Below are 19,449 nucleotides of genomic sequence, written 5' to 3' on the forward strand. Positions count from 1 at the left end.
CAAACAACGCAAAACCAACAAGCAATAACCCGAGCACTTAACGCGCTGCCTGCCTGGGCAACGCGGTTCCATAAAAACAACAGCGAGGTGAAAGCATGTCTGGCAATCGTGGTGTGGTGTATCTCGGCGCTGGCAAGGTCGAAGTACAGAAAATCGACTATCCGAAAATGCAGGACCCGCGCGGTCGCAAGATCGAGCACGGGGTCATTCTCAAAGTGGTTTCCACCAATATCTGCGGCTCCGACCAGCACATGGTGCGCGGCCGTACCACGGCGCAGACCGGTCTGGTGCTGGGTCACGAGATCACCGGCGAGGTGATCGAAAAAGGCTCCGACGTCGAAAACCTGAAAATCGGCGACCTGGTCTCCGTACCGTTCAACGTCGCGTGCGGGCGCTGCCGTTCCTGCAAAGAGCAACACACCGGCGTCTGCCTGACCGTCAACCCGGCCCGTGCCGGTGGCGCTTACGGCTACGTCGACATGGGGGACTGGACCGGCGGCCAAGCCGAATACGTGCTGGTGCCGTACGCCGACTTCAACCTGCTGAAACTGCCGGACCGCGACAAGGCCATGGAGAAAATCCGCGACCTGACCTGCCTCTCCGACATCCTCCCAACCGGCTACCACGGCGCCGTCACTGCCGGCGTTGGTCCGGGCAGCACCGTTTACATTGCGGGCGCCGGCCCGGTCGGTCTGGCCGCTGCCGCTTCCGCACGTTTGCTCGGTGCGGCTGTGGTGATCGTGGGCGACGTCAACACCATCCGCTTGGCTCACGCCAAATCTCAGGGTTTTGAAATCGTCGACCTGTCCAAGGACACGCCGCTGCACGAACAGATCGCTGCACTGCTGGGCGAGCCGGAAGTGGATTGCGCGGTGGACTGCGTCGGCTTCGAAGCACGCGGCCACGGCCACGACGGCGTCAAAGCCGAAGCGCCGGCCACCGTGCTCAACTCGTTGATGGGCGTAGTACGCGTTGCCGGCAAGATCGGTATCCCGGGCCTGTACGTCACTGAAGATCCGGGCGCCGTGGATGCCGCCGCGAAAATGGGCAGCCTGAGCATTCGCTTCGGTCTGGGCTGGGCCAAGTCCCACAGCTTCCACACCGGCCAGACCCCGGTGATGAAGTACAACCGCCAACTGATGCAGGCGATCATGTGGGATCGCATCAACATCGCCGAAGTGGTGGGGGTGCAGGTGATCAGTCTGGATCAGGCGCCGGAAGGGTATGGCGAGTTCGATGCGGGCGTGCCGAAGAAGTTTGTGATTGATCCGCATAAGTTGTTTAGTGCGGCGTGAGTTTCTAGCTTTAAAAAGGGCAACCCGGCGGGTTGCCCTTTTTGTTCCTTACTTTTTCTATTCTGCGAACGCGCATTTGCTGGCGTCACCGTCAGACGTTTTACAGTCATCACCTTCCCAGCCGCTTCCGGTGGCTTTGACCGGGGTGCCGTTCCGGTAACCAGCCGAGACGTCAACGTCGTTTTTGCCTTCATACCGGCAGATGACCACCGAATTGGCCGTGTTTTTGTCCTTGATGCGTGCGGACGTGAAGGTGAGATCCTCGGCATTTGTAGGGTGGGTCACCGAGATTGTCGGGCAAGTAGCGGCATAGGTGGTACTCATCATGGCCAGACTCATCAGGACACCCGTGATAACTTTCAGCTTCATCATTTGTACTCCGTTACATAAGTGGGAGCCGCAATGTTCGCGTGGATGATGATTGTCGCCTACTGTCAGATCTGACAGGTTTATAGTTCGTTTTGAAATATCGATTCGCCTGGTGCGCAACTAAAGGGCCTAAAAGATCGCAGCCTGGCAATTAGAGGGCTGCCAAAGCACCCTGATAAAGAACCGGTCCAGTCGGCTGCCCGGTCGGCGAACCACCTTTAGGCTCAAGACTGACCGCCAGCGCAATCGGTTTACCGATCAAGGCTTTCTGCGCCTCGTTCAACTCAACCTTGCCTTTGCCCCCCGCCGGAATGACCCCAAGCGAGATCGGTTTGCCGTCAGCCGGAATCGCCCACAGTTCCAGGCTACGATCCGCATCAACCGCCGCCAGCGTCAACGGCTCGACCTGCAGATAATCCGCATGCGCCTCGACCTTCAGCGCCGGTTGCGCATCGGCGGTCAGCAGGGTGGCGTGGTAGCGGGCGTCGTCGCGGTTGTACAGCGAGCCGAGGAAGACCAACACCACGATCGAACACAGTGCAGCGGTGACGCGCAGCCAGTTCCAGAACGGCCGTTTCTCAGGCACATGCAGCACTTGCGGTTCGATTCGCGCGGTGATGCCTTGCCAGACGCGGTCAGGCACTGGATGTTCCGGCAGCGATTCAGTTAAAGAGCTCAGGCTTTCCTGCCATTGCGCAAGTTCAGCCCTTAATGCCGCGTCATCCAGCAGCAACTGTTCAAACCGCTGCCGCGCAGGCGCAGGCATCAGGCCAATCGCATAATCGGCAGCCAGCGCGCGGCGCAGGGCAGGGGTCTGGTAGTTCATGATTCAAGGCACCGACGCAGACGTTCCAGGCCACGGCGGATCCACGATTTCACCGTTCCCAGTGGCGTGGCCAGGTGTTCGGCGAGTTCCGTGCACGACAATCCCTGAAAGTAGGCCACGGTGATCGATTGGCGCTGCATGCTTTCAAGGGTGTCCAGACAGCGGTTCAACGTCTGAGCCTCGCGTGCGCTGTTTAGTTGCTCGTGAGCCGAGGGGCTTTCGTCCGGCAGCGCGTCCTGTTCCAGATCGGTCAATGGCCGGTCACGATGTTTGCGCAACTGATCGATGGCCTGATTGCGGGTGATGTTGATCATCCAGGTCAGCGGTGCCGACAGATGCGCTTCGTAGCGCGAGGCGTTGTTCCAGATGCGCACGAAACTTTCCTGCAGCACTTCTTCGGCGAGATCCGCGCGACCCATGAAGCGCAGGGCGACGCCATGCAGGCGCGGGCCGACGCTGCGATAGAGCGTTTCGAAGGCGCGACGATCACCCAGTGAACACTGGGCCAACAGCTGTCGCAGCTGATCGGTGTCGGCGATGGGAATGACGACTCTCCAGGCAAAGGTCGGGCGACGAGGGCGAGACTCGGACTGTTCACAGGCTAGTTCAGCGACAGCGGTTGTGCCATTCATCGCGAAGGTGTCCGGGATTTCACGTTTTATATACGTGAGCCGGATGAAAATGGATGCGCCGCGCCGGAACATGCCGGCGGATACCCGGTCAAACCGGCAGTTTCACTGCCCGTTCAACGGGTGGTTTTCACAGCGCAAGAGGATGTCTGAATGAAGATTTCACGCGGTATTGCCTTGGCTTCACTGATGACCCTTGCGGCCAGCCCGGTATTTGCTGGTTTCAGCCTCGACGACGTGACCAAGGCTGCTGCCAGCATGCAGGGCGGCAACGCGGCCACCGCTGCGGCTCCGACCTCGGAAACCGCCGGTCTGCTGCAAGCCGTCACCGGTCTGGGTGTGACGCCGCAGCAAGCCGTCGGCGGCACCAGCGCCATGCTGGGCCTGGCCAAGAACCAGTTGAGCAGCACCGATTATTCACAGTTGGCCAAAGAAGTGCCGGGCATCGACAAACTGTCGGGCGGTAGCGGCAATCTGGCGGCGTTGAGCGGATTGCTCGGTCAGTCCGGCAAGTCCGCCGGTCTGGAAAACGCACTGGGTAACGTCAAGGACACCAATGACCTGAACAACGCCTTCGGTGCGCTGGGCATGGACAGCGGCATGGTTGGCCAGTTTGCTCCGGTGCTGCTCAAGTATCTGGGTGATCAAGGCGTCGGCGGCCCGCTGCTGCAAAGCCTGGGCAGCATCTGGGGCGCCGGCACCGGTAGCTGATTCAGCCGCGCTCGCTGCGCAGTTCGGCGATGCGCTGATCCTTCTCGTTCCAGAGCTGGTTGACCCAGCTCTGGACCTTCTCGCGAAACGCCGGATCATTCTCGTAATCACCTTGCCACAGCGCCGGGTCGAGTTCGCGGGTCTTGATGTCGATGATCACGCGCGGCACGTTGCCGCTGATCAAATCCCAGAACCCGGGGATTTTCGCCTGTGGATAAACCACCGTCACATCGAGAATCGCATCCAGTTGTTCACCCATCGCCGCCAGGACAAACGCCACGCCGCCGGCCTTGGGCTTGAGCAGGTGGTTGAACGGTGATTGCTGCTGCGCGCTTTTCGCAGCGGTGTAGCGCGTGCCTTCCAGATAATTGACCACGGTCACCGGCTGACGCTTGAACAGCTCGCAGGCCTGCTTGGTGATTTCCAGATCCTTGCCGGCCAGCTCCGGGTGCTTCGCCAGAAAGGCCTTGGTGTAGCGCTTCATGAACGGGTAATCCAGCGCCCACCACGCCAGCCCCAGAAACGGCACCCAGATCAGTTCTTTCTTGAGGAAGAATTTGAAGAATGGCGTGCGCCGGTTCAGCGTCTGAATCAGCGCCGGAATATCGACCCACGACTGGTGGTTGCTGACCACCAGATACGAAGTGTCACCGCGCAAATCTTCGCCACCGCGAATGTCCCATTGGGTGGGAATGCACAGGCGGAAAATCAGCTTGTCGATTTCCGCCCAGGTCTCGGCGATCCACATCACCGCCCCCGACGCGTAATCGCGCCAGCGACCTGGTGCGATCAGTTTGAGCAGGGCGAAGACCAGCAACGGCCCGATCAGGATCAGGGTGTTGAGCAACAGCAGCAGGGTGACGAAACAGCCGGTGAGCAGGCGGCGCATAAGCAACTCTTTGCAAACGGATGGGCGCGCCATGATAAGCAGCTTCGCGCGGCAGGCCAAATCGGTGGTGACGAATGTTTCACTTTTGGGCCGGTATGCTTTGCTCAAGCGTTGTGTTGAATATGCTGGCCTCTTCGCGAGCAGGCTCGCTCCCACACTGGATTCAGGTGCATTAAAAATGTCTGCTCAGCACAAAACCCTGTGGGAGCGAGCCTGCTCGCGAAAGCGATTTCAAGGCGAACGAATGACTCAATGGGTGTCTAAAATCCCAGTCTGCCGCCCTCAATTTCCAAGGAAGCCCCTTACGTGAAATCCCTCCTTGCACTGTTTGCCCTCGTCGCCCTGCCAGTCATGGCCGCCGAGCCGACCCTGTACGGGCGCTATGAATACATCGCGCTGCCGGAAATCGGCGGTGAAGTGCTCAAGGCCAAGATGGACACTGGCGCGCTGACCGCCTCGCTGTCGGCCAAGGACATCGAAACCTTCACCCGCGATGGCGATGAATGGGTACGGTTCCGCCTCGGCACCAAGGACGCCAGTAACAAGGTCTACGAACACAAGGTCGCGCGCATCAGCAAGATCAAGAGCCGTTCGGATGAAGAGGACGAGGGCGAAAGCACCGAAGTCGCCAAACGCCCGGTGGTCGATCTGGAGCTGTGTCTGGGTAACGTCAAGCGTACCGTCGAGGTCAACCTGACCGACCGCAGCAACTTCAACTATCCGCTGCTGATCGGTGCCAAGGCCTTGCGCGAATTCGGCGCGGCAGTGAACCCGGCAAGGCGCTTCACGGCCGATAAGCCGGACTGCTGAGCCAAGTGGTCTCATTGACGTAACGTCAGGCTTGGGGCACCGTTCGCGCACTTAACCCAAGGGCTCGGACGCCATGCCTCATATCCTGATTGTCGAAGACGAAGCGGCGATTGCCGACACGCTGATTTTTGCCCTGCAAGGCGAGGGCTTCAGCACGACGTGGCTGAGCCTCGGCGCTGCTGCGCTGGAGCATCAGCGGCAAACGCCGGCCGATCTGATCATCCTCGACATCGGCCTGCCGGACATCAGCGGTTTCGAAACCTGCAAACAACTGCGGCGCTTCAGCGAAGTGCCGGTGCTGTTTCTCAGCGCCCGGGATGCCGAGATTGATCGCGTGGTGGGTCTGGAAATTGGCGCCGACGACTACGTGGTCAAGCCATTCAGCCCGCGTGAAGTCGCGGCGCGGGTCAAGGCCATCCTCAAACGCATGGCACCGCGTCCTGTGATTGAAGCCAGTTCAGCGCTGTTTCGTATCGATCCGGAGCGGATTCAAATCCTTTATCGCGGCCAGACCCTGAACCTGACTCGCCACGAATTCCGCCTGCTGCAATGCCTGCTCGAACAACCCGAGCGGGTGTTCAGTCGCGAACAACTGCTTGATGCGTTGGGCGTAGCGGCCGACGCCGGTTATGAACGCAGCATCGACAGCCATATCAAAAGCGTGCGCGCCAAATTGCGTCTGGTCCGCGCCGATGCCGAGCCGATCCAGACCCATCGCGGCCTCGGTTACAGCTACAGCCCGGGGCACAGCTGATGTCGCTGGGGCTGCGGATCTTTCTGGTGTATGTGCTGTTTGTCGGCCTCACCGGGTATTTCGTGCTCAACACGGTGATGGAAGAAATCCGCCCCGGCGTGCGTCAGTCCACCGAAGAAACCCTGGTCGATACCGCCAACCTGATGGCGGAAATCCTGCGCGATGATTTCAAGGCCGGCACGCTCAGTGAGAACCGCTGGCCTGAGTTGCTGCGCGCCTATGGCGAGCGCCAGCCGCAAGCGACCATTTGGGGTTTGCCGAAAAATCAGGTCAACCATCGCATCTACGTCACCGATGCCAAAGGAATAGTCGTGCTCGACTCCAGTGGCGTTGCGGTCGGTCAGGATTACTCGCGCTGGAACGACGTCTACCTGACCCTGCGCGGTGAGTACGGCGCCCGTTCGAGCCGCAGCGATGCGGATGACGCGAGTTCGTCAGTGATGCACGTCGGCGCGCCAATTCGCGATAACGGGCAGATTATCGGCGTGGTCACTGTGGCCAAACCCAACAGTTCATTGCAGCCCTATGTGGATCGTACCGAACGGCGTCTGCTGTTTTACGGCGCGGGTTTGATTGGTTTAGGTCTGTTGTTTGGCGCGTTGCTGTCGTGGTGGTTGAGCCGCGCGCTGCACCGTTTGACCGGTTATGCCCAAGCGGTGAGCGAAGGCCGGCGGGTGGAAGTGCCGCACTATCGCGGTGGCGAGCTGGAACAACTGGCTAACGCTGTGGAGCAGATGCGCACGCAGCTGGAAGGCAAGGCTTACGTCGAGCGCTACGTGCACACGCTGACCCATGAACTGAAAAGTCCGCTGGCGGCAATTCGTGGCGCCGCGGAGTTGCTGCAAGGGGACATGTCACCGGTTCAGCGGCTGCGCTTTGTCGGCAACATCGACAGCGAAAGTGCACGGATGCAGCAGTTGATCGAACGACTGCTGAATCTGGCGCAGGTGGAGCAACGTCAGGGCCTGGAGGAACGGGTCGCGGTGCCGTTAACGGTCTTGGTCGATGAGTTACTGCAAGGTCAGGCGGCGCGGATTGAAGGCAAGCAATTGCGCATCGAACAGACCATTGCGGCGGATCTGCTGTTGATTGGCGAGCCGTTTTTGCTGCGTCAGGCGTTGGGTAATCTGCTGGAGAATGCGCTGGATTTCACCCCGGTTGAGGGGCTGCTGCGGTTCAGTGCCGAGCGGGTTGGCGAGCAGATCGAATTTCGAATGTTCAATGAAACGGCGCCGATTCCGGACTACGCTTTGCCGCGTCTGACCGAGCGCTTCTACTCGTTGCCGCGCCCGGACAGTGGGCGAAAAAGCACGGGGTTGGGGCTTAACTTCGTTGAAGAAGTGGTCAAGTTGCATGGTGGATCTATGCAGATTCGCAATGTCGAGAACGGTGTGGAAGTGACATTGCGCCTGTCTTGATACCGAGGCGCGGCTATCGCGAGCAGGCTCGCTCCCACAGGGGATTTGTGAACGGCACAGATCCAATGTGGGAGCGAGCCTGCTCGCGATAGGGCCGGTGAATTCCCCACACAATCTCCATATTCCCCCCACATTCCCCTCATACAGCACCACCAGACTTTCCCATCCAAACAGGGAGAGTCCCATGAACAAGAATCTGACGATAAAGCTCGGCGCTATCGCCGTGCTGATCCTGCTGTTGCTGATCCCGCTGCTGATGATCGACGGCGTTATCGACGAGCGCCAACAGTTGCGTGATGGCGTGCTCGAAGACATCGCCCGCAGTTCCAGCTCCAGCCAGCAACTGAGTGGGCCGTTGATGGTGGTGCCGTATCGCAAAGTGATTCACAACTGGAAAACCAACGACAAGACCAACCAGCGTTACGACGAGCCGAGCGAAGAGCGCGGTCGTTTGTACTTCCTGCCGGAGCGTTTCGAACTCGACGGCCAAGTGCAGACCGAACTGCGTGCGCGGGGTATTTATGAGGCGCGGCTGTTCCACGCCGATAACCGTATCAACGGCCATTTCTCGTTGCCAGCGCAGTTGGGCATCAAAGAAGATTTCAGTGACTACCAGTTCGATGCACCGTTTCTCGCTGTCGGTATCAGCGACATTCGCGGTATCGAAAATGCGCTGAAACTGGAACTCGATGGTCAGCGTCTGGACTTCGTGCCAGGCACTCAAGTCGGCTGGCTCGGTGAAGGCGTGCGAGTGACGTTGCCGCTGCTCGACACCAGCAAAGCCACGGAACTTGGCTTTGGCTTCGATTTGCGCCTGCAGGGCACCGGCTCGTTGCAAGTGCTGCCGGTGGGCAAGACCAGCAGTGTCAGCCTCACGGCCAACTGGCCACACCCGAGTTTTGTCGGCAACTTCCTGCCGGGCAAACGCGAGATCAACGATCAGGGTTTCAGCGCCGATTGGCAGACCACGTTCTTCTCCACCAACCTGCAAGACGCTATGAGCCGCTGCGTGAGCAGCAATGATTGCGAGGCATTCAACGGCCGCAGCTTTGGCGTGAGCTTCATCGATCCGGTGGATCAGTACCTGAAGAGCGATCGGGCGATCAAATATGCGCTGCTGTTCATCGTCCTGACGTTCGCCGGTTTCTTTCTGTTCGAAGTACTCAAGAGCCTGGCCGTGCACCCGGTGCAATACGCATTGGTAGGCGTGGCGCTGGCGTTCTTTTATCTGTTGTTGCTGTCGTTGTCGGAGCACATTGGTTTTGCCCCGGCGTATTTGTTATCGGCCAGTGCTTGTGTGCTGTTGATCGGGTTTTATGTCTGCCACGTGTTGCGCAGTGTGCGCCATGGTTTGAGTTTTTCGGCGGGATTGGCGGCCCTGTACGGCCTGCTCTATGGCTTGCTGAGCGCCGAGGATTACGCGTTGTTGATGGGCTCGCTGTTGCTGTTTGGCTTGCTCGGCGTGTTTATGGTGCTGACGCGCAAACTGGATTGGTACGGGATCGGGCAGAAGCCGGCCAAGCCGTTGGAGTTTGATGTGGGGGCGATGCAATGAGCGGGTTGCGTGAAGATCAGCGAGAGGTGGAGGTTTTGGTGACACTGATTTTTGCAGCGCTGCCGCCGGAACCGAGGTGGTGCATTCGCGAGCAGGCTCGCTCCCACAGGATTTGTGCTGAAACAGAGTTCTCTGCCACACCCAAAACCAATGTGGGAGCGAGCCTGCTCGCGAAGAGGCCGGAACAGGCGCCGCCGATTTAAGGCTTGGGCATCGTGGCGATCATGGACGGTCGCTGACTCACTTCAAAGAACCAGTTGGCCAATTGCGGGTTGGCCTCACGCCAACCCAGATCAGGGAAACGCAGGTCGAGGTAACCCAGCGCACATGCCACGCTGATCGCTGCCACATCGAAATGGCTGGTCAGCTCGGCAATCGCATCCTTTTCCAGTACAGCGAGGGCGCGGCGGATCTTGTCGCGCTGGGCCTCGAGCCATTCGTCCCAATGCTTTTCCGGAGCACGCAGGACCATTTCATAACGCACCATCACCGACGCATCCATGATCCCGTCGGCCATCGAGGCCAGGGTCAGACGCCGCCAGCGCGCCGAACCTTCGCGCGGGATCAGCGGGTTGCCGACGTGCTGCTGGTCGAGGTAATCGAGGATGACGCGGCTGTCATGGATGACATTGCCATCGGCCAGGCGCAGGGCAGGGATCTTGCCCAGCGGGTTGTCGACATTGAGCTCGGCGCTCGGGCTGACCGGGCTGAGTACGCAGTCTTGCAGGGCGACGCGATCCTGCTGGCCGGTTTCGTGCAGCAACACCATCACTTTGCGCACGAACGGGGAGAGCGTGTTGTGGTACAGGGTCATGCTGGGGGCGGACATTGGCAGGGTCTCGATCAGTACGATGAGGGAGCAGCATAGCCTGTCAGTGCACGAGCTCAAGCCTTGCGCCGATCCAAATGTAGGAGTGAGCCTGCTCGCGATAGCGTAATAACATTCAACAACTATGTTGACTGATCCACCGCTATCGCGAGCAGGCTCACTCCTACAAAGGTTTTTCAGCTTCGTTGCAGCAATCCTCTTATGGCCAGAAATGCCGGCACACCCAGCCCGATCCAGCTCAGCGCATCCCAAATCCCATCCCCAAGCAACGCCGCAAACAACCCTGCAGCACTGAGCAACGCAATCACGATCGGCGTGCTGAATACCTTCCAGAAATTCGACTGACGTGGCTTCATGCAGACGCCTCCGCCGTTTCCAGCACAGGCTTGGCCGCTTTGCGCCGCACCACCCACAGATACACGCCACTGCCGAGCACGATGATGGTCAGCACATCAAGCGTGGCCCAGAGGATTTTCATTGGCATGCCGCCGTAGTCACCGAAGTGCAGCGGTTGCGACACGCCCATGGCGTCCATGTACCACGGCCGTTCGGCCACGGCGGTGACCTGCAGCGTGGTGGCATCGATCAGCACCGGCGTCAGCAGATGCGAGGTCAGGTGCGTACCGCCCTTCATGAACACCGAGTAGTGGTGTTCGCTGGAAAACCGTGTGCCGGGGAAGGCAATGAAATCCGCTTTCATGTCCGGTGCCACTTCGGCGGCGATATCGAGCAAACCCGTGGCCGGCGCCAGGTGGGTCAGCGGTGGCGCATCGCGGTAGGGTTCGATCAGCGCAGTCAGTGCATCGTTGCGCCAAGCGGCGATCAACAGGTCTGCGCAAGCGCTGATCACGCCAGTCACGCCGACCACCAGCGCCCAGGTCAGGGTGACAACGCCGATCAGGTTATGCAGGTCGAGCCAGCGCAAGCGGGTTGATTTGTCCTGACGCACCGTGCCGAACTTCAAGCGGCGCATGAACGGCAGGTACAGCACCGTTCCAGACACGATGGCCACGACAAACAACATGCCCATGAACGCCAGCAGCAATTTACCCGGCAATCCGGCAAACATGTCGACGTGCAGGCGCAGGATGAACAGCATCAAGCCGCCGTTGGCCGACGGCGTTTCCAGTGCTTCACCGGTACGCGCATCGAGCATGAAGGTGTGCGACGAATTCGGCTCGGTGCCGGCGGTTTTCGCCATGATCGTCAGAACGGCATTCGGCTCATCGTCATCGAAACCGAAGTACTGCACGACTTCGTCGGGGCGATGCTTTTCGGCAGCCTCGACCAGTTGCGCCAGATTCAGGCGCGGCGTGTCGGCCGGCATCTCGCGCACTTCGGGTGCGTCGCCGAGCAGGTGCTCGATCTCGTGATGGAAAATCAGTGGCAAACCGGTCAGTGCCAGCAGCAACAAAAACACGGTGCAAATCAGGCTGGTCCAGGTGTGGATGAACGACCAGCGACGAATTGTTTTACTTTTCATTTCATGACCTTCAAAAACACCAAAGCCGTCCACGAGGGACGGCCTGGTCACAGGGCCTGTTTCAGCTCAATCGCTTACCACTTGTAAGTGGCGCTGGCGACGACACTGCGCGTGTCGCCGTAGTAGCAGTAGAAGCTGTCGCAGGTGGAAATGTATTCCTTGTCGAACAGGTTGGTCGCGTTGACCGCCAGCGACGCGCCTTTGAGGCTGTTGTCCAGACGACCGAGGTCGTAATGCACCGAAGCGTCGAACACGGTGTAGGCATCCGCCTTGCCCAGCCAGGTGTTGGCCTTGTCGCCGTAGGTGTTGCCGGTGTAACGCACGCCACCGCCAATGCCGAAGCCGTCGAGCACGCCGGCGTGCCAGGTGTAATCGGTCCACAGCGACGCTTGCTGGTTCGGCATCAGTTGCAGGCGATTGCCTTTGTCGACGCCATTCTGCACTTCCGATTTGGCCAGGGTGTAGGCAGCGATGACTTTCAGGTTGTCGGTGACGTCGGAAACCGCTTCCAGCTCCAGGCCTTTGACTTTCACTTCGCCGGTCTGGCTGGTGATCGACACGTTGTTGACGAAGGTGTTGACCGAAACGTTCTTCTGAGTGAGGTCGTATACGGCAGCGGTCAGCAGGGTTTTGCTGCCCGGTGGCTGGTACTTGATGCCCAGTTCCCACTGCTTGCCTTCGGTCGGTTTGAGCGAGCCGGTCGAAGTAGCGTCGGCGCCCGTGGTCGGCTGGAAGGATTCGGCGTACGACAGGTACGGCACGAAACCGTTGTCGAACACGTAGCTGAGCGCTGCGTTGCCACTGAAGGCCTTGTCGCGCTGGGTGTTGGTGGCATCACCCTTGTTGAGGAATTTGGTGCTGGTGTGCACCCAGTCCTCACGGCCGCCGAGGGTCAGGCGCCACTGGTCGAGGGCCATCTGGTCCTGGATGTACAGGCCGGTCTGGTAGGTCTTCTGGTCGTAATCGTAAAACGCCGTCGAGCGTGCCGGGCGCACGATCGGCTGACCGTAGATCGGCGTGATGACGTTGGTGGGCAGGCCATCACCGAAGATAGAGGTGTAGTTGGTGTTGCTGCGCTGGTGATCAAGGCCCAGCAGCAGAGTGTGGCGGATGTCGCCGGTGGCGAAGTCGGCCTGGAAGTTGTTGTCCACGGCGAACTGACTGATGTCTTCTTCGACGCTGGTGCTGGTGCGCCCGACATTGCCTTGATCATCCACTTCGGTGAATGGGTAGGACCCCGGGGTCAGCGACTGGAACGACAGATTCGACTTGGTGTAGCGCAGGTTCTGCTTGAACTGCCAGACATCGTTCAGACGATGTTCGAAGGCATAGCCCAGCGCGTAGTAGGTGCGATCGTAATATTCCCAGTCCGGATCACCCAGGTTCTTGTGGTGGGAAATATCGCCGAGCGGTGACTTGATCTTGGTGCCCTGCACCGGCAGGAACTGGCTGGTGATGCCGGTATCGTCGCGGGTGAACTGGCTCAGCAGGGTGAGCTTGGTGTCGTCGTTGATGTTCCAGGTCAGGCTCGGCGCGATGTTGTAGCGCTTGTTGTCGACGTGATCGACCTGGGTGCCGCTGTCGCGCACCACACCGCTGAGGCCGTAGAGAAACTGACCGGCGTCATCGATCTTGCCGGTGCTGGCGAAGTTGATCTGGCGATGGTTGTCACTGCCGTATTGCAGTTGGATTTCGTTGCTGGCTTCAGCACTTGGGCGACGGCTGACCATGTCCAGCAGGCCGCCCGGCGGGGTCTGGCCGTAAACCGAAGAGGCTGGGCCGCGCAGCAGGGCGAGGCGGTCGAGGTTCCAGGTTTCCTGTTTCGGGTTGGCGTACACGCCTTTTGGCAGCGGCAGGCCGTCGAGGAACTGGGTCGGTTCGAAACCGCGCACACGCAGCCAGTCGGCGCGGGTGTCGCTGCCGTAGCTGCTGGCGGTGATGCCTGGCATGTAGCGCACGGCATCATCGAGGCTGTGCACGCTGCGGTCGTCCATTTGCTGGCGAGTGGCGACGGAGATTGAACGCGGTGCTTCGACCAGCGCGGTGTCGGTCTTGCTGCCGGCGGCGGTGCGGGTGGCGGTGTAGCCTTCGACCGGGCCCCAGGCGCTTTCCAGGTTTTCTACGCCGATGACGGAAGTTTCCGGCAGGGCCAACGTCCCTTCAGGCACGGCGACCAGACTGTAGGTGCCGGTGCTGCTTTGCTCCAGTTGCAGACCGGTGCCACGCAGCGCCGCGCGCAGAGCGCCTGCCGCATCGTACTGGCCGTTGACCGGTGCCGAAGTCTTGCCCGCCGCCAGCGACGGATTCAGCGACAGCGCGATGCCGCCCTGGCTGGCGATCTGGTTCAGGGTGGTCGACAGTGGCGCCGCCGGCAGGTTGTAGGCGCGCACGCTGGACGCTTGTTCAGCGGCGAGCAACGGACTGCTGATCAGCGGTGCGCTGAGCGCGATGGCGACGGCCAGCAGACTGGGGCGCAACAAGGTGTCTAGCGAACGGGACATACGGCGGCTCCTGAATGGAAATATTTCTCAATTGCCTGTGTGCCGGATGAAAAGCAGAAAGTGATAGGGCTGGATGAAAATAATTTCGATTTAGGGAAAATAGCGTTGTAGCGGATGACGCCATCGCGAGCAGGCTCACTCCTACAGGGGAACGTATTTCAACTGTAGGAGTGAGCCTGCTCGCGATAGCAATAGCTCAGCCGCCACCTCACTCAGGCTTGATATCAGCCTTCGCGACTGTGACCCAATACGGCGTATGCCGCTCGATCTGCACCGGCAAAGTCGGCAGCAATGCGCTCAAGGCTTTATCGGTGTCATGCAGCGGGAAGCTGCCGGTGATGCGTAAATCCGCGACTTCCGGCGCCACGCCCAGATGCCCACGACGATAACGCCCGAGCTCATGCACCAGATCGCCGAGTCGCGCGTTATCCACCACCAACATGCCTCGGGTCCAGGCATCTGCGCCGGGATTGAGCGCGACAATCGAGCCCAACCCGTCACTGCGCAGCAGCACTTGCTGGCCTTCATGGAGGATTTGCTCTTCAGGGCTGGATAGCGGGTGCGCCGCGACCGCCGACTGCAACACGCTCAGACGCGTGCCTTCGTCTTCACGCTTGACCAGAAACCGCGTACCCAAGGCGCGCATGCTGCCTTCGCGGGTTTCGACGATGAACGGGCGCGCATCGCCATGACCGGTTTCGACGAGAATTTCGCCTTCCTGCAGGACGATCAATCGGCGTTTTTCATCAAAACGCACGTCCACCGCACTGTGGGTATTGAGATTCAGCACAGTGCCGTCAGCCAGGCGCACGGTGCGCTGTTCGCCCGTAGCAGTGCGTTGATCGGCGAGCCAGTAATCCAGCGGTATAAACCGTTCGCTGGCAAACAGCCCCAGACCGACAAGCACCACAACGCTGGCCAGCCCACTGCCGAGCTTGCGTACACGCCGCCGAATACCTTCGCGCGATTGCAGCAAGGCGCTGCGGGCCGGGCCCTTGGCCACGCTGAAACGCTGATCAAGCGTGCCCAACTGCCGCCAGGCACGGGCGTGCTCTTCATGGGCCGCGTGCCATTTGGCGAACTCTTCGCGCTCCAGCGGACTGCTCGAGTCGAGGGTCAGTTGCCAGGCAATCGCTGCGTCCAGCACATGGGCCGGCACCGGTCTGGAACTGGCCGGACTCATGTCGGTTCCCCGTACAGGGCGATGTAGCACTGCCGAATGCCTTGCGCCAGATATTGCCGAACGCGCGGCACCGAGACGCTGAGCTTGTCGGCGATCTCGGCATGGCTGAGGCCATCGAGGCGGTTATAAAGGAACGCGGCGCGGGCCTTGGTCGACAGCTTGCCGAGCAAGCGGTCGATGGCTTTGAGGTCTTCGAGGATCATTTGCTGTTCTTCCACCGACGGTTGTTCGCCTTCGGGGATCAGCATCAACTCGGTGAGGTAGGCCTGTTCCAGGGCCGCGCGGCGGAAGTAGTCAAACAGCAGACCTTTGGCGATCGCCACCAGAAAAGCGCGCGGCTCGCGCGGTGTCAGCATGTCGTCGCGACCGAGCAGGCGCACAAAGGTATCTTGGCTCAGGTCTTCGGCGCGCTCTGGGCACGCTACATTGCGCCGCAGCCAAGCCAGCAGCCAACCGCGATGGTCGCGATACATCGCACCGACGAGCTCACTGTTAGGGCTTGGGACTGACGACACCGGACATCACCGATTGGGAAATGTTAACTAACGCGAATTGTTCGCGATTGTGGCAGAGGTGGGAATGGTTAGCAATTGGCCACTGGTCAGGTGGGCGGTTAAAGGCAGACCCTCACCCTAGCCCTCTCCCAAAGGGAGAGGGGACCGATCGGGGGATATTCTGGAGGTACTCCGACCTGAGCGATCTTTGGTGAATCCATAATCGACTCGATCTTTCAGGTCGATATAAAGCGTCAGACACTTCGGTCGGCTCCCTCTCCCTCTGGGAGAGGGCTGGGGTGAGGGGCTTTTGATTTAAAACGAAGGCACCTGCTGCCTACGCTTCCACTGACTCAACCGCTGCTGCAAATTCAACGGACTATGAATCTGCTGTCCCCGCGCCCGGCTGAACAGAATCAACGCCAGTTCCGCCGTCGCCAGCGCATCGGCGCTCGCGTTATGCCGCTCGAACACCTCAAGCTTGAACCAGTCGATCCACTCATCCAGCCCGGCCTCACGAATATTCGCCTGCGGACACACCAGCGGTGCAATGTCGGCGACATCAAGAAACACCTGCTGCAACTTGTGCCCCAAATGCTCCTTCAACGCGCGCCCGAGCATGTGCTGATCAAACGGCGCATGAAACGCCAATACCGGGCTTTCACCGATAAACTCCAATAACTCCAGCAGCGCCTCGGCCGGCTCACTGCCGGCGGCAATCGCATTCGGCCCCAATCCGTGAATCAACACGCTGGGGCTGAGCTTCAATTCGCGACATTGCAGCGTGCGTTCGAACTGCTGGCTGAAGTCGATCGCGCCGTCCTCGATCACCACCGCGCCAATCGACAGCACACGGTCTTTGCTCAGATTCAGCCCGGTAGTTTCAAGATCCAGCACCACCCAACGTTGTTCGCGCAACGTGCATTCGCGCAGTTCGGTAATCGTCGGCAACTGCGCCAGACGCTGCTGAAAATCCACCGGCACCACCGCACTCGCCGGACGCAGCCACGAAAACAGGCTCATAGCTGATACCGCAACGTCAGGCTGCTTTGCAGGCGCTGGGCCTGGCGCAGGGATTCTCGCAGGATGCGCCGGTCGAGGTGATTGAGGCTGTCCGGGTCGACGCGGTTGGAATAGGGCAGGTTCTCCCGCGTCTGCAGTTGATGCTGCTGCATGCGCGTTTGCTGAATGAAGTGATACGCCTCTTCATACGCCGCGCCATCCAGTCGCTCGATGACTTCTTTCTCGACCAACTGACGGAAACGTTCGAGGGTGTTGTTGGCGTCGATGCCGTTGGCCAGCGCCAGCAATCGTGCGCCATCCACGAACGGCGTCAGCCCCTGCACCTTGAGGTCCAGCGTGGCTTTCTCGCCATTCTTGCGCGCCAGCACAAACTCGCGGAAACGCCCAACTGGCGGACGATTGCGCAGGGCGTTCTCGGCCATCATGCGCTGGAACAAACGGTTGTCGCCGACCTGATCGAGAATGCCTTGGCGCAATTGATCGCAGCCTTTTTCATCGCCCCAGACCACGCGCAGATCAAAGTAGATACTCGAACCCAACAGATTCTCCGGCGTCGCCTCACGAATAAAAGCCGCAAAGCGCCGTGCCCATTCTGCCCGCGACAAACACAGCTCGGGGTTGCCGGCCATGACGTTGCCCTTGCACAGAGTGAAACCGCACAGCGCCAGACTCTGGTTGATCTGCTGGGCGACCGGCAGCAGCTTTCCGCGAATTTCCGCCGCATGTGCTGCGTCTCTCGCATCGAACAAAATGCCGTTGTCCTGATCGGTGTGCAGCGTCTGCTCGCGGCGGCCTTCGCTGCCGAAACACAGCCAGCTGAACGGCACGCCGGGATCGCCTTTTTCCGCGAGGGTGAGCTCGATCACGCGGCACACGGTGTGGTCGTTGAGCAGGGTGATGATGTGGGTGATCTGCGTCGACGACGCGCCATGAGCGAGCATGCGTTCGACCAGTTGGCCGATCTCGCCGCGCAGGCTGACCAGTTGTTCGACGCGCTGGGCGCTGCGAATCGTCCGCGCCAGATGCACCAGATCGACCCGTTGCAGGGAAAACAGATCGCGCTCGGAGACTACGCCGCACAGACGCTGATCCTTGACCAGGCAGACGTGGGCGATGTGCCGTTCGGTCATGGCAATCGCCGCATCGAAAGCACTGTGATCCGGCGACAGATAAAAGGGCGAAGGCGTCATGTGGCGCTCGATGGCCTCACTGAAATCGCCGATGCCTTCGGCCACGACATGGCGCAAATCGCGCAGGGTGAAAATCCCCAGCGGTGCCTTGTGTTCATCCACCGCAACGATGCTGCCGACCTGCTGTTCGTGCATCAGCTTCACCGCTTCACGCAGTGGCGTGTCGGGGCTGCAGGTTACCGGGTGACGCATCGCCAGTTCGCCCAGTCGGGTGTTCAGCGAATACTGGGTGCCGAGGGTTTCCACGGCTTTCTGCTGCACTTGCTGATTGACCTGATCAAGCAGGCTGCTGACCCCGCGCAAGGCGAAATCACGGAAGGCGTTGGAAAGGGCAAACAGTTTGATGAAGGCCAGTTTGTTCAATTGCAGGCAGAAGGTGTCCTCGCCGGCCAGGTGTTCGGTGCGCGTCGCGCGTTCGCCGAGCAGTGCGGCCAGCGGAAAACATTCGCCGGTGGTGATTTCAAACGTGGTTTCGGTGCCGGGCTTGGTGATGTGCTGACGTTCGCCGACCACCCGACCTTGCTTGACGATATAGAAGTGTTCGACCGGGCCGTCGGCGGGTTTGATGATGCTCTCGCCCTGGCCGTAGAAACGCAGCTGACATTGCTCCACCAGATAAGCCAGGTGGGCGTGTTCCATCTGATTGAAGGGCGGGAAGCGCTGAAGGAATTGCAGGGTACCCTGAATGTTCTGCAATACCGCGGTTTTCCCTGCCTGGGTGAAGGCGTCCGCTTTACTCATAACCATTACCGCAGTCTTTTTCGAATTGTTGTTGTCGGATCGTTACGGCCATGGTCGACCCCTACGGACAGGGTGCCCATTGGACGTAAGTCTAGGTTTTGCCACCATTGGCGCGGTTTCGGAGATGCCCTACACAAACAGTCGGAAATTCCCTTGTTTGCCCCCTTGGAAAAAAATCCGACGAAGTGCACATTGAAGCTCTGCCCCGCGATGTCTGACCACTTGCCAAGGGACTGTTTTGAATACTTAGAGAATGCCATGTCCGACCACGATATTTTGAGCGATGCCGAGCGAGAAGCGCTCAGTGCAGTCATGCTCGAACCTGATCTTCCACCTCAGCGTGTATTGATCGTTGATGACGACAAGGACGCCCGGGAGCTGTTGTCGGAGATTCTCGCGTTGGACGGCATTCGTTGCCTGACCGCAGCCAGTGGCGAAACGGCGCTGAAGATGCTTTCGGAAAAACCCTCGATTGGGCTGGTGATCACGGATCTGCGCATGGGCAATGTCGATGGGCTTGAGCTGATTCGCCAAGTGCGCGAATCGGAGCGGGCAGAGTTGCCGATCATCATTGTTTCCGGCGATGCCGATGTGAAGGACGCGATTGCGGCGATGCATTTGAGCGTGGTGGATTTTTTGCTCAAGCCGATTGATACGGGCAAGTTGTTGGCGTTGGTGAAACATGAATTGGGGATTGAGCCTTAGAAGCCCCTCACCCTAGCCCTCCCGAAACGTCGGACCGCCCAGAG

General features: G+C 59.8%; 19 protein-coding genes. 7 read left to right on the top strand and 12 right to left on the bottom strand.

Annotation, left to right across the window (positions count from 1 at the left end; all coding sequences use genetic code 11):
* The first annotated feature begins 95 nt into the window (after positions 1 to 95).
* Positions 96 to 1,295: a formaldehyde dehydrogenase, glutathione-independent gene (gene fdhA, locus KBP52_RS20975; RefSeq protein ID WP_034155015.1), complete on the top strand. Its 1,200-nt coding sequence runs from the start codon at positions 96 to 98 to the stop codon at positions 1,293 to 1,295.
* A gap of 57 nt (positions 1,296 to 1,352) precedes the next feature.
* On the opposite strand, the gene KBP52_RS20980 is transcribed toward fdhA, so the two are convergent.
* The 3 genes from KBP52_RS20980 to KBP52_RS20990 all read right to left on the bottom strand — a co-directional run bounded on the left by KBP52_RS20980 (position 1,353) and on the right by KBP52_RS20990 (position 3,122).
* On the bottom strand, positions 1,353 to 1,667 hold the full coding sequence (locus KBP52_RS20980; protein ID WP_077574819.1) for a hypothetical protein: 315 nt from the start codon (positions 1,665 to 1,667) through the stop codon (positions 1,353 to 1,355).
* A 148-nt stretch (positions 1,668 to 1,815) separates the two neighbouring features.
* Positions 1,816 to 2,490, bottom strand: coding sequence for an anti-sigma factor (locus tag KBP52_RS20985; RefSeq protein ID WP_212620886.1), 675 nt, complete (start codon positions 2,488 to 2,490; stop codon positions 1,816 to 1,818).
* Complete coding sequence (locus tag KBP52_RS20990; RefSeq protein WP_212620887.1) at positions 2,487 to 3,122, bottom strand: sigma-70 family RNA polymerase sigma factor; 636 nt, start codon at positions 3,120 to 3,122, stop codon at positions 2,487 to 2,489. The genes KBP52_RS20985 and KBP52_RS20990 overlap by 4 nt, the downstream gene beginning before the upstream one ends.
* Positions 3,123 to 3,272: 150 nt before the next feature.
* Between KBP52_RS20990 and KBP52_RS20995 the strand changes: the two genes are divergently transcribed.
* On the top strand, positions 3,273 to 3,830 hold the full coding sequence (locus KBP52_RS20995) for a DUF2780 domain-containing protein (RefSeq protein WP_077574816.1): 558 nt from the start codon (positions 3,273 to 3,275) through the stop codon (positions 3,828 to 3,830).
* A 1-nt stretch (position 3,831) separates the two neighbouring features.
* On the opposite strand, the gene KBP52_RS21000 is transcribed toward KBP52_RS20995, so the two are convergent.
* Positions 3,832 to 4,719: an acyltransferase gene (locus KBP52_RS21000; RefSeq protein WP_212620888.1), complete on the bottom strand. Its 888-nt coding sequence runs from the start codon at positions 4,717 to 4,719 to the stop codon at positions 3,832 to 3,834.
* Positions 4,720 to 5,025: 306 nt separating this feature from the next.
* On the opposite strand from KBP52_RS21000, the gene KBP52_RS21005 reads away from it, so the two are divergent.
* The 4 genes from KBP52_RS21005 (at position 5,026) to creD (ending at position 9,256) form a co-directional block, all read left to right on the top strand.
* Positions 5,026 to 5,529: an ATP-dependent zinc protease gene (locus KBP52_RS21005; protein ID WP_007909997.1), complete on the top strand. Its 504-nt coding sequence runs from the start codon at positions 5,026 to 5,028 to the stop codon at positions 5,527 to 5,529.
* A 73-nt stretch (positions 5,530 to 5,602) separates the two neighbouring features.
* A complete protein-coding gene (gene creB, locus KBP52_RS21010; RefSeq protein WP_116028347.1) occupies positions 5,603 to 6,283 on the top strand; it encodes a two-component system response regulator CreB in 681 nt (226 codons plus the stop codon).
* Complete coding sequence (gene creC, locus KBP52_RS21015) at positions 6,283 to 7,701, top strand: two-component system sensor histidine kinase CreC (protein WP_116028346.1); 1,419 nt, start codon at positions 6,283 to 6,285, stop codon at positions 7,699 to 7,701. Before creB ends, creC begins: the two co-directional genes overlap by 1 nt.
* Positions 7,702 to 7,885: 184 nt before the next feature.
* A complete protein-coding gene (gene creD, locus KBP52_RS21020) occupies positions 7,886 to 9,256 on the top strand; it encodes a cell envelope integrity protein CreD (protein WP_212620889.1) in 1,371 nt (456 codons plus the stop codon).
* Between the two features lie 199 nt (positions 9,257 to 9,455).
* On the opposite strand, the gene KBP52_RS21025 is transcribed toward creD, so the two are convergent.
* The 8 genes from KBP52_RS21025 to KBP52_RS21060 form a co-directional block, all read right to left on the bottom strand.
* Positions 9,456 to 10,085: a glutathione S-transferase gene (locus KBP52_RS21025; RefSeq protein ID WP_212620890.1), complete on the bottom strand. Its 630-nt coding sequence runs from the start codon at positions 10,083 to 10,085 to the stop codon at positions 9,456 to 9,458.
* 176 nt (positions 10,086 to 10,261) lie between these two features.
* A complete protein-coding gene (locus KBP52_RS21030) occupies positions 10,262 to 10,441 on the bottom strand; it encodes a hypothetical protein (RefSeq protein ID WP_212620891.1) in 180 nt (59 codons plus the stop codon).
* The gene (locus KBP52_RS21035; RefSeq protein ID WP_212620892.1) at positions 10,438 to 11,568 is read right to left on the bottom strand and encodes a PepSY domain-containing protein; all 1,131 of its coding nucleotides are present in this window, start codon (positions 11,566 to 11,568) and stop codon (positions 10,438 to 10,440) included. The genes KBP52_RS21030 and KBP52_RS21035 overlap by 4 nt, the downstream gene beginning before the upstream one ends.
* 74 nt (positions 11,569 to 11,642) lie before the next feature.
* Positions 11,643 to 14,069: a TonB-dependent siderophore receptor gene (locus tag KBP52_RS21040; RefSeq protein WP_212620893.1), complete on the bottom strand. Its 2,427-nt coding sequence runs from the start codon at positions 14,067 to 14,069 to the stop codon at positions 11,643 to 11,645.
* Positions 14,070 to 14,277: 208 nt separating this feature from the next.
* Positions 14,278 to 15,252 carry a FecR family protein gene (locus KBP52_RS21045; protein WP_212620894.1) on the bottom strand — a complete coding sequence of 325 codons (975 nt, stop codon included), beginning with the start codon at positions 15,250 to 15,252 and terminating at the stop codon, positions 14,278 to 14,280.
* On the bottom strand, positions 15,249 to 15,725 hold the full coding sequence (locus KBP52_RS21050) for an RNA polymerase sigma factor (RefSeq protein ID WP_249122202.1): 477 nt from the start codon (positions 15,723 to 15,725) through the stop codon (positions 15,249 to 15,251). The genes KBP52_RS21045 and KBP52_RS21050 overlap by 4 nt, the downstream gene beginning before the upstream one ends.
* A 336-nt stretch (positions 15,726 to 16,061) precedes the next feature.
* On the bottom strand, positions 16,062 to 16,769 hold the full coding sequence (locus KBP52_RS21055) for a 3'-5' exonuclease (protein WP_212620896.1): 708 nt from the start codon (positions 16,767 to 16,769) through the stop codon (positions 16,062 to 16,064).
* Entirely contained in the window at positions 16,766 to 18,700 is a 1,935-nt protein-coding gene (locus tag KBP52_RS21060) for a putative nucleotidyltransferase substrate binding domain-containing protein (RefSeq protein ID WP_349251744.1), read from the bottom strand. Before KBP52_RS21060 ends, KBP52_RS21055 begins: the two co-directional genes overlap by 4 nt.
* A gap of 258 nt (positions 18,701 to 18,958) precedes the next feature.
* Here KBP52_RS21060 and KBP52_RS21065 point away from each other — a divergent pair, with 258 nt between their 5' ends.
* Entirely contained in the window at positions 18,959 to 19,405 is a 447-nt protein-coding gene (locus KBP52_RS21065) for a response regulator (RefSeq protein WP_212620898.1), read from the top strand.
* The last annotated feature ends 44 nt before the right edge of the window (positions 19,406 to 19,449 follow it).

The sequence above is a fragment of the Pseudomonas sp. SCA2728.1_7 genome (assembly GCF_018138145.1).
In the GTDB taxonomy this organism is placed as follows: Bacteria; Pseudomonadota; Gammaproteobacteria; order Pseudomonadales; family Pseudomonadaceae; genus Aquipseudomonas; species Aquipseudomonas koreensis_A.

Coding starts and splice junctions, on each gene's coding strand:
- fdhA (WP_034155015.1), top strand. CDS start 96: ATGTCTGGCAATCGTGGTGTGGTGTATCTCGGCGCTGGCAAGGTCGAA.
- KBP52_RS20980 (WP_077574819.1), bottom strand. CDS start 1,667: ATGATGAAGCTGAAAGTTATCACGGGTGTCCTGATGAGTCTGGCCATG.
- KBP52_RS20985 (WP_212620886.1), bottom strand. CDS start 2,490: ATGAACTACCAGACCCCTGCCCTGCGCCGCGCGCTGGCTGCCGATTAT.
- KBP52_RS20990 (WP_212620887.1), bottom strand. CDS start 3,122: ATGAATGGCACAACCGCTGTCGCTGAACTAGCCTGTGAACAGTCCGAG.
- KBP52_RS20995 (WP_077574816.1), top strand. CDS start 3,273: ATGAAGATTTCACGCGGTATTGCCTTGGCTTCACTGATGACCCTTGCG.
- KBP52_RS21000 (WP_212620888.1), bottom strand. CDS start 4,719: ATGCGCCGCCTGCTCACCGGCTGTTTCGTCACCCTGCTGCTGTTGCTC.
- creB (WP_116028347.1), top strand. CDS start 5,603: ATGCCTCATATCCTGATTGTCGAAGACGAAGCGGCGATTGCCGACACG.
- creC (WP_116028346.1), top strand. CDS start 6,283: ATGTCGCTGGGGCTGCGGATCTTTCTGGTGTATGTGCTGTTTGTCGGC.
- creD (WP_212620889.1), top strand. CDS start 7,886: ATGAACAAGAATCTGACGATAAAGCTCGGCGCTATCGCCGTGCTGATC.
- KBP52_RS21025 (WP_212620890.1), bottom strand. CDS start 10,085: ATGTCCGCCCCCAGCATGACCCTGTACCACAACACGCTCTCCCCGTTC.
- KBP52_RS21030 (WP_212620891.1), bottom strand. CDS start 10,441: ATGAAGCCACGTCAGTCGAATTTCTGGAAGGTATTCAGCACGCCGATC.
- KBP52_RS21035 (WP_212620892.1), bottom strand. CDS start 11,568: ATGAAAAGTAAAACAATTCGTCGCTGGTCGTTCATCCACACCTGGACC.
- KBP52_RS21040 (WP_212620893.1), bottom strand. CDS start 14,069: ATGTCCCGTTCGCTAGACACCTTGTTGCGCCCCAGTCTGCTGGCCGTC.
- KBP52_RS21045 (WP_212620894.1), bottom strand. CDS start 15,252: ATGAGTCCGGCCAGTTCCAGACCGGTGCCGGCCCATGTGCTGGACGCA.
- KBP52_RS21050 (WP_249122202.1), bottom strand. CDS start 15,725: ATGTATCGCGACCATCGCGGTTGGCTGCTGGCTTGGCTGCGGCGCAAT.
- KBP52_RS21055 (WP_212620896.1), bottom strand. CDS start 16,769: ATGAGCCTGTTTTCGTGGCTGCGTCCGGCGAGTGCGGTGGTGCCGGTG.
- KBP52_RS21060 (WP_349251744.1), bottom strand. CDS start 18,700: ATGAGTAAAGCGGACGCCTTCACCCAGGCAGGGAAAACCGCGGTATTG.
- KBP52_RS21065 (WP_212620898.1), top strand. CDS start 18,959: ATGTCCGACCACGATATTTTGAGCGATGCCGAGCGAGAAGCGCTCAGT.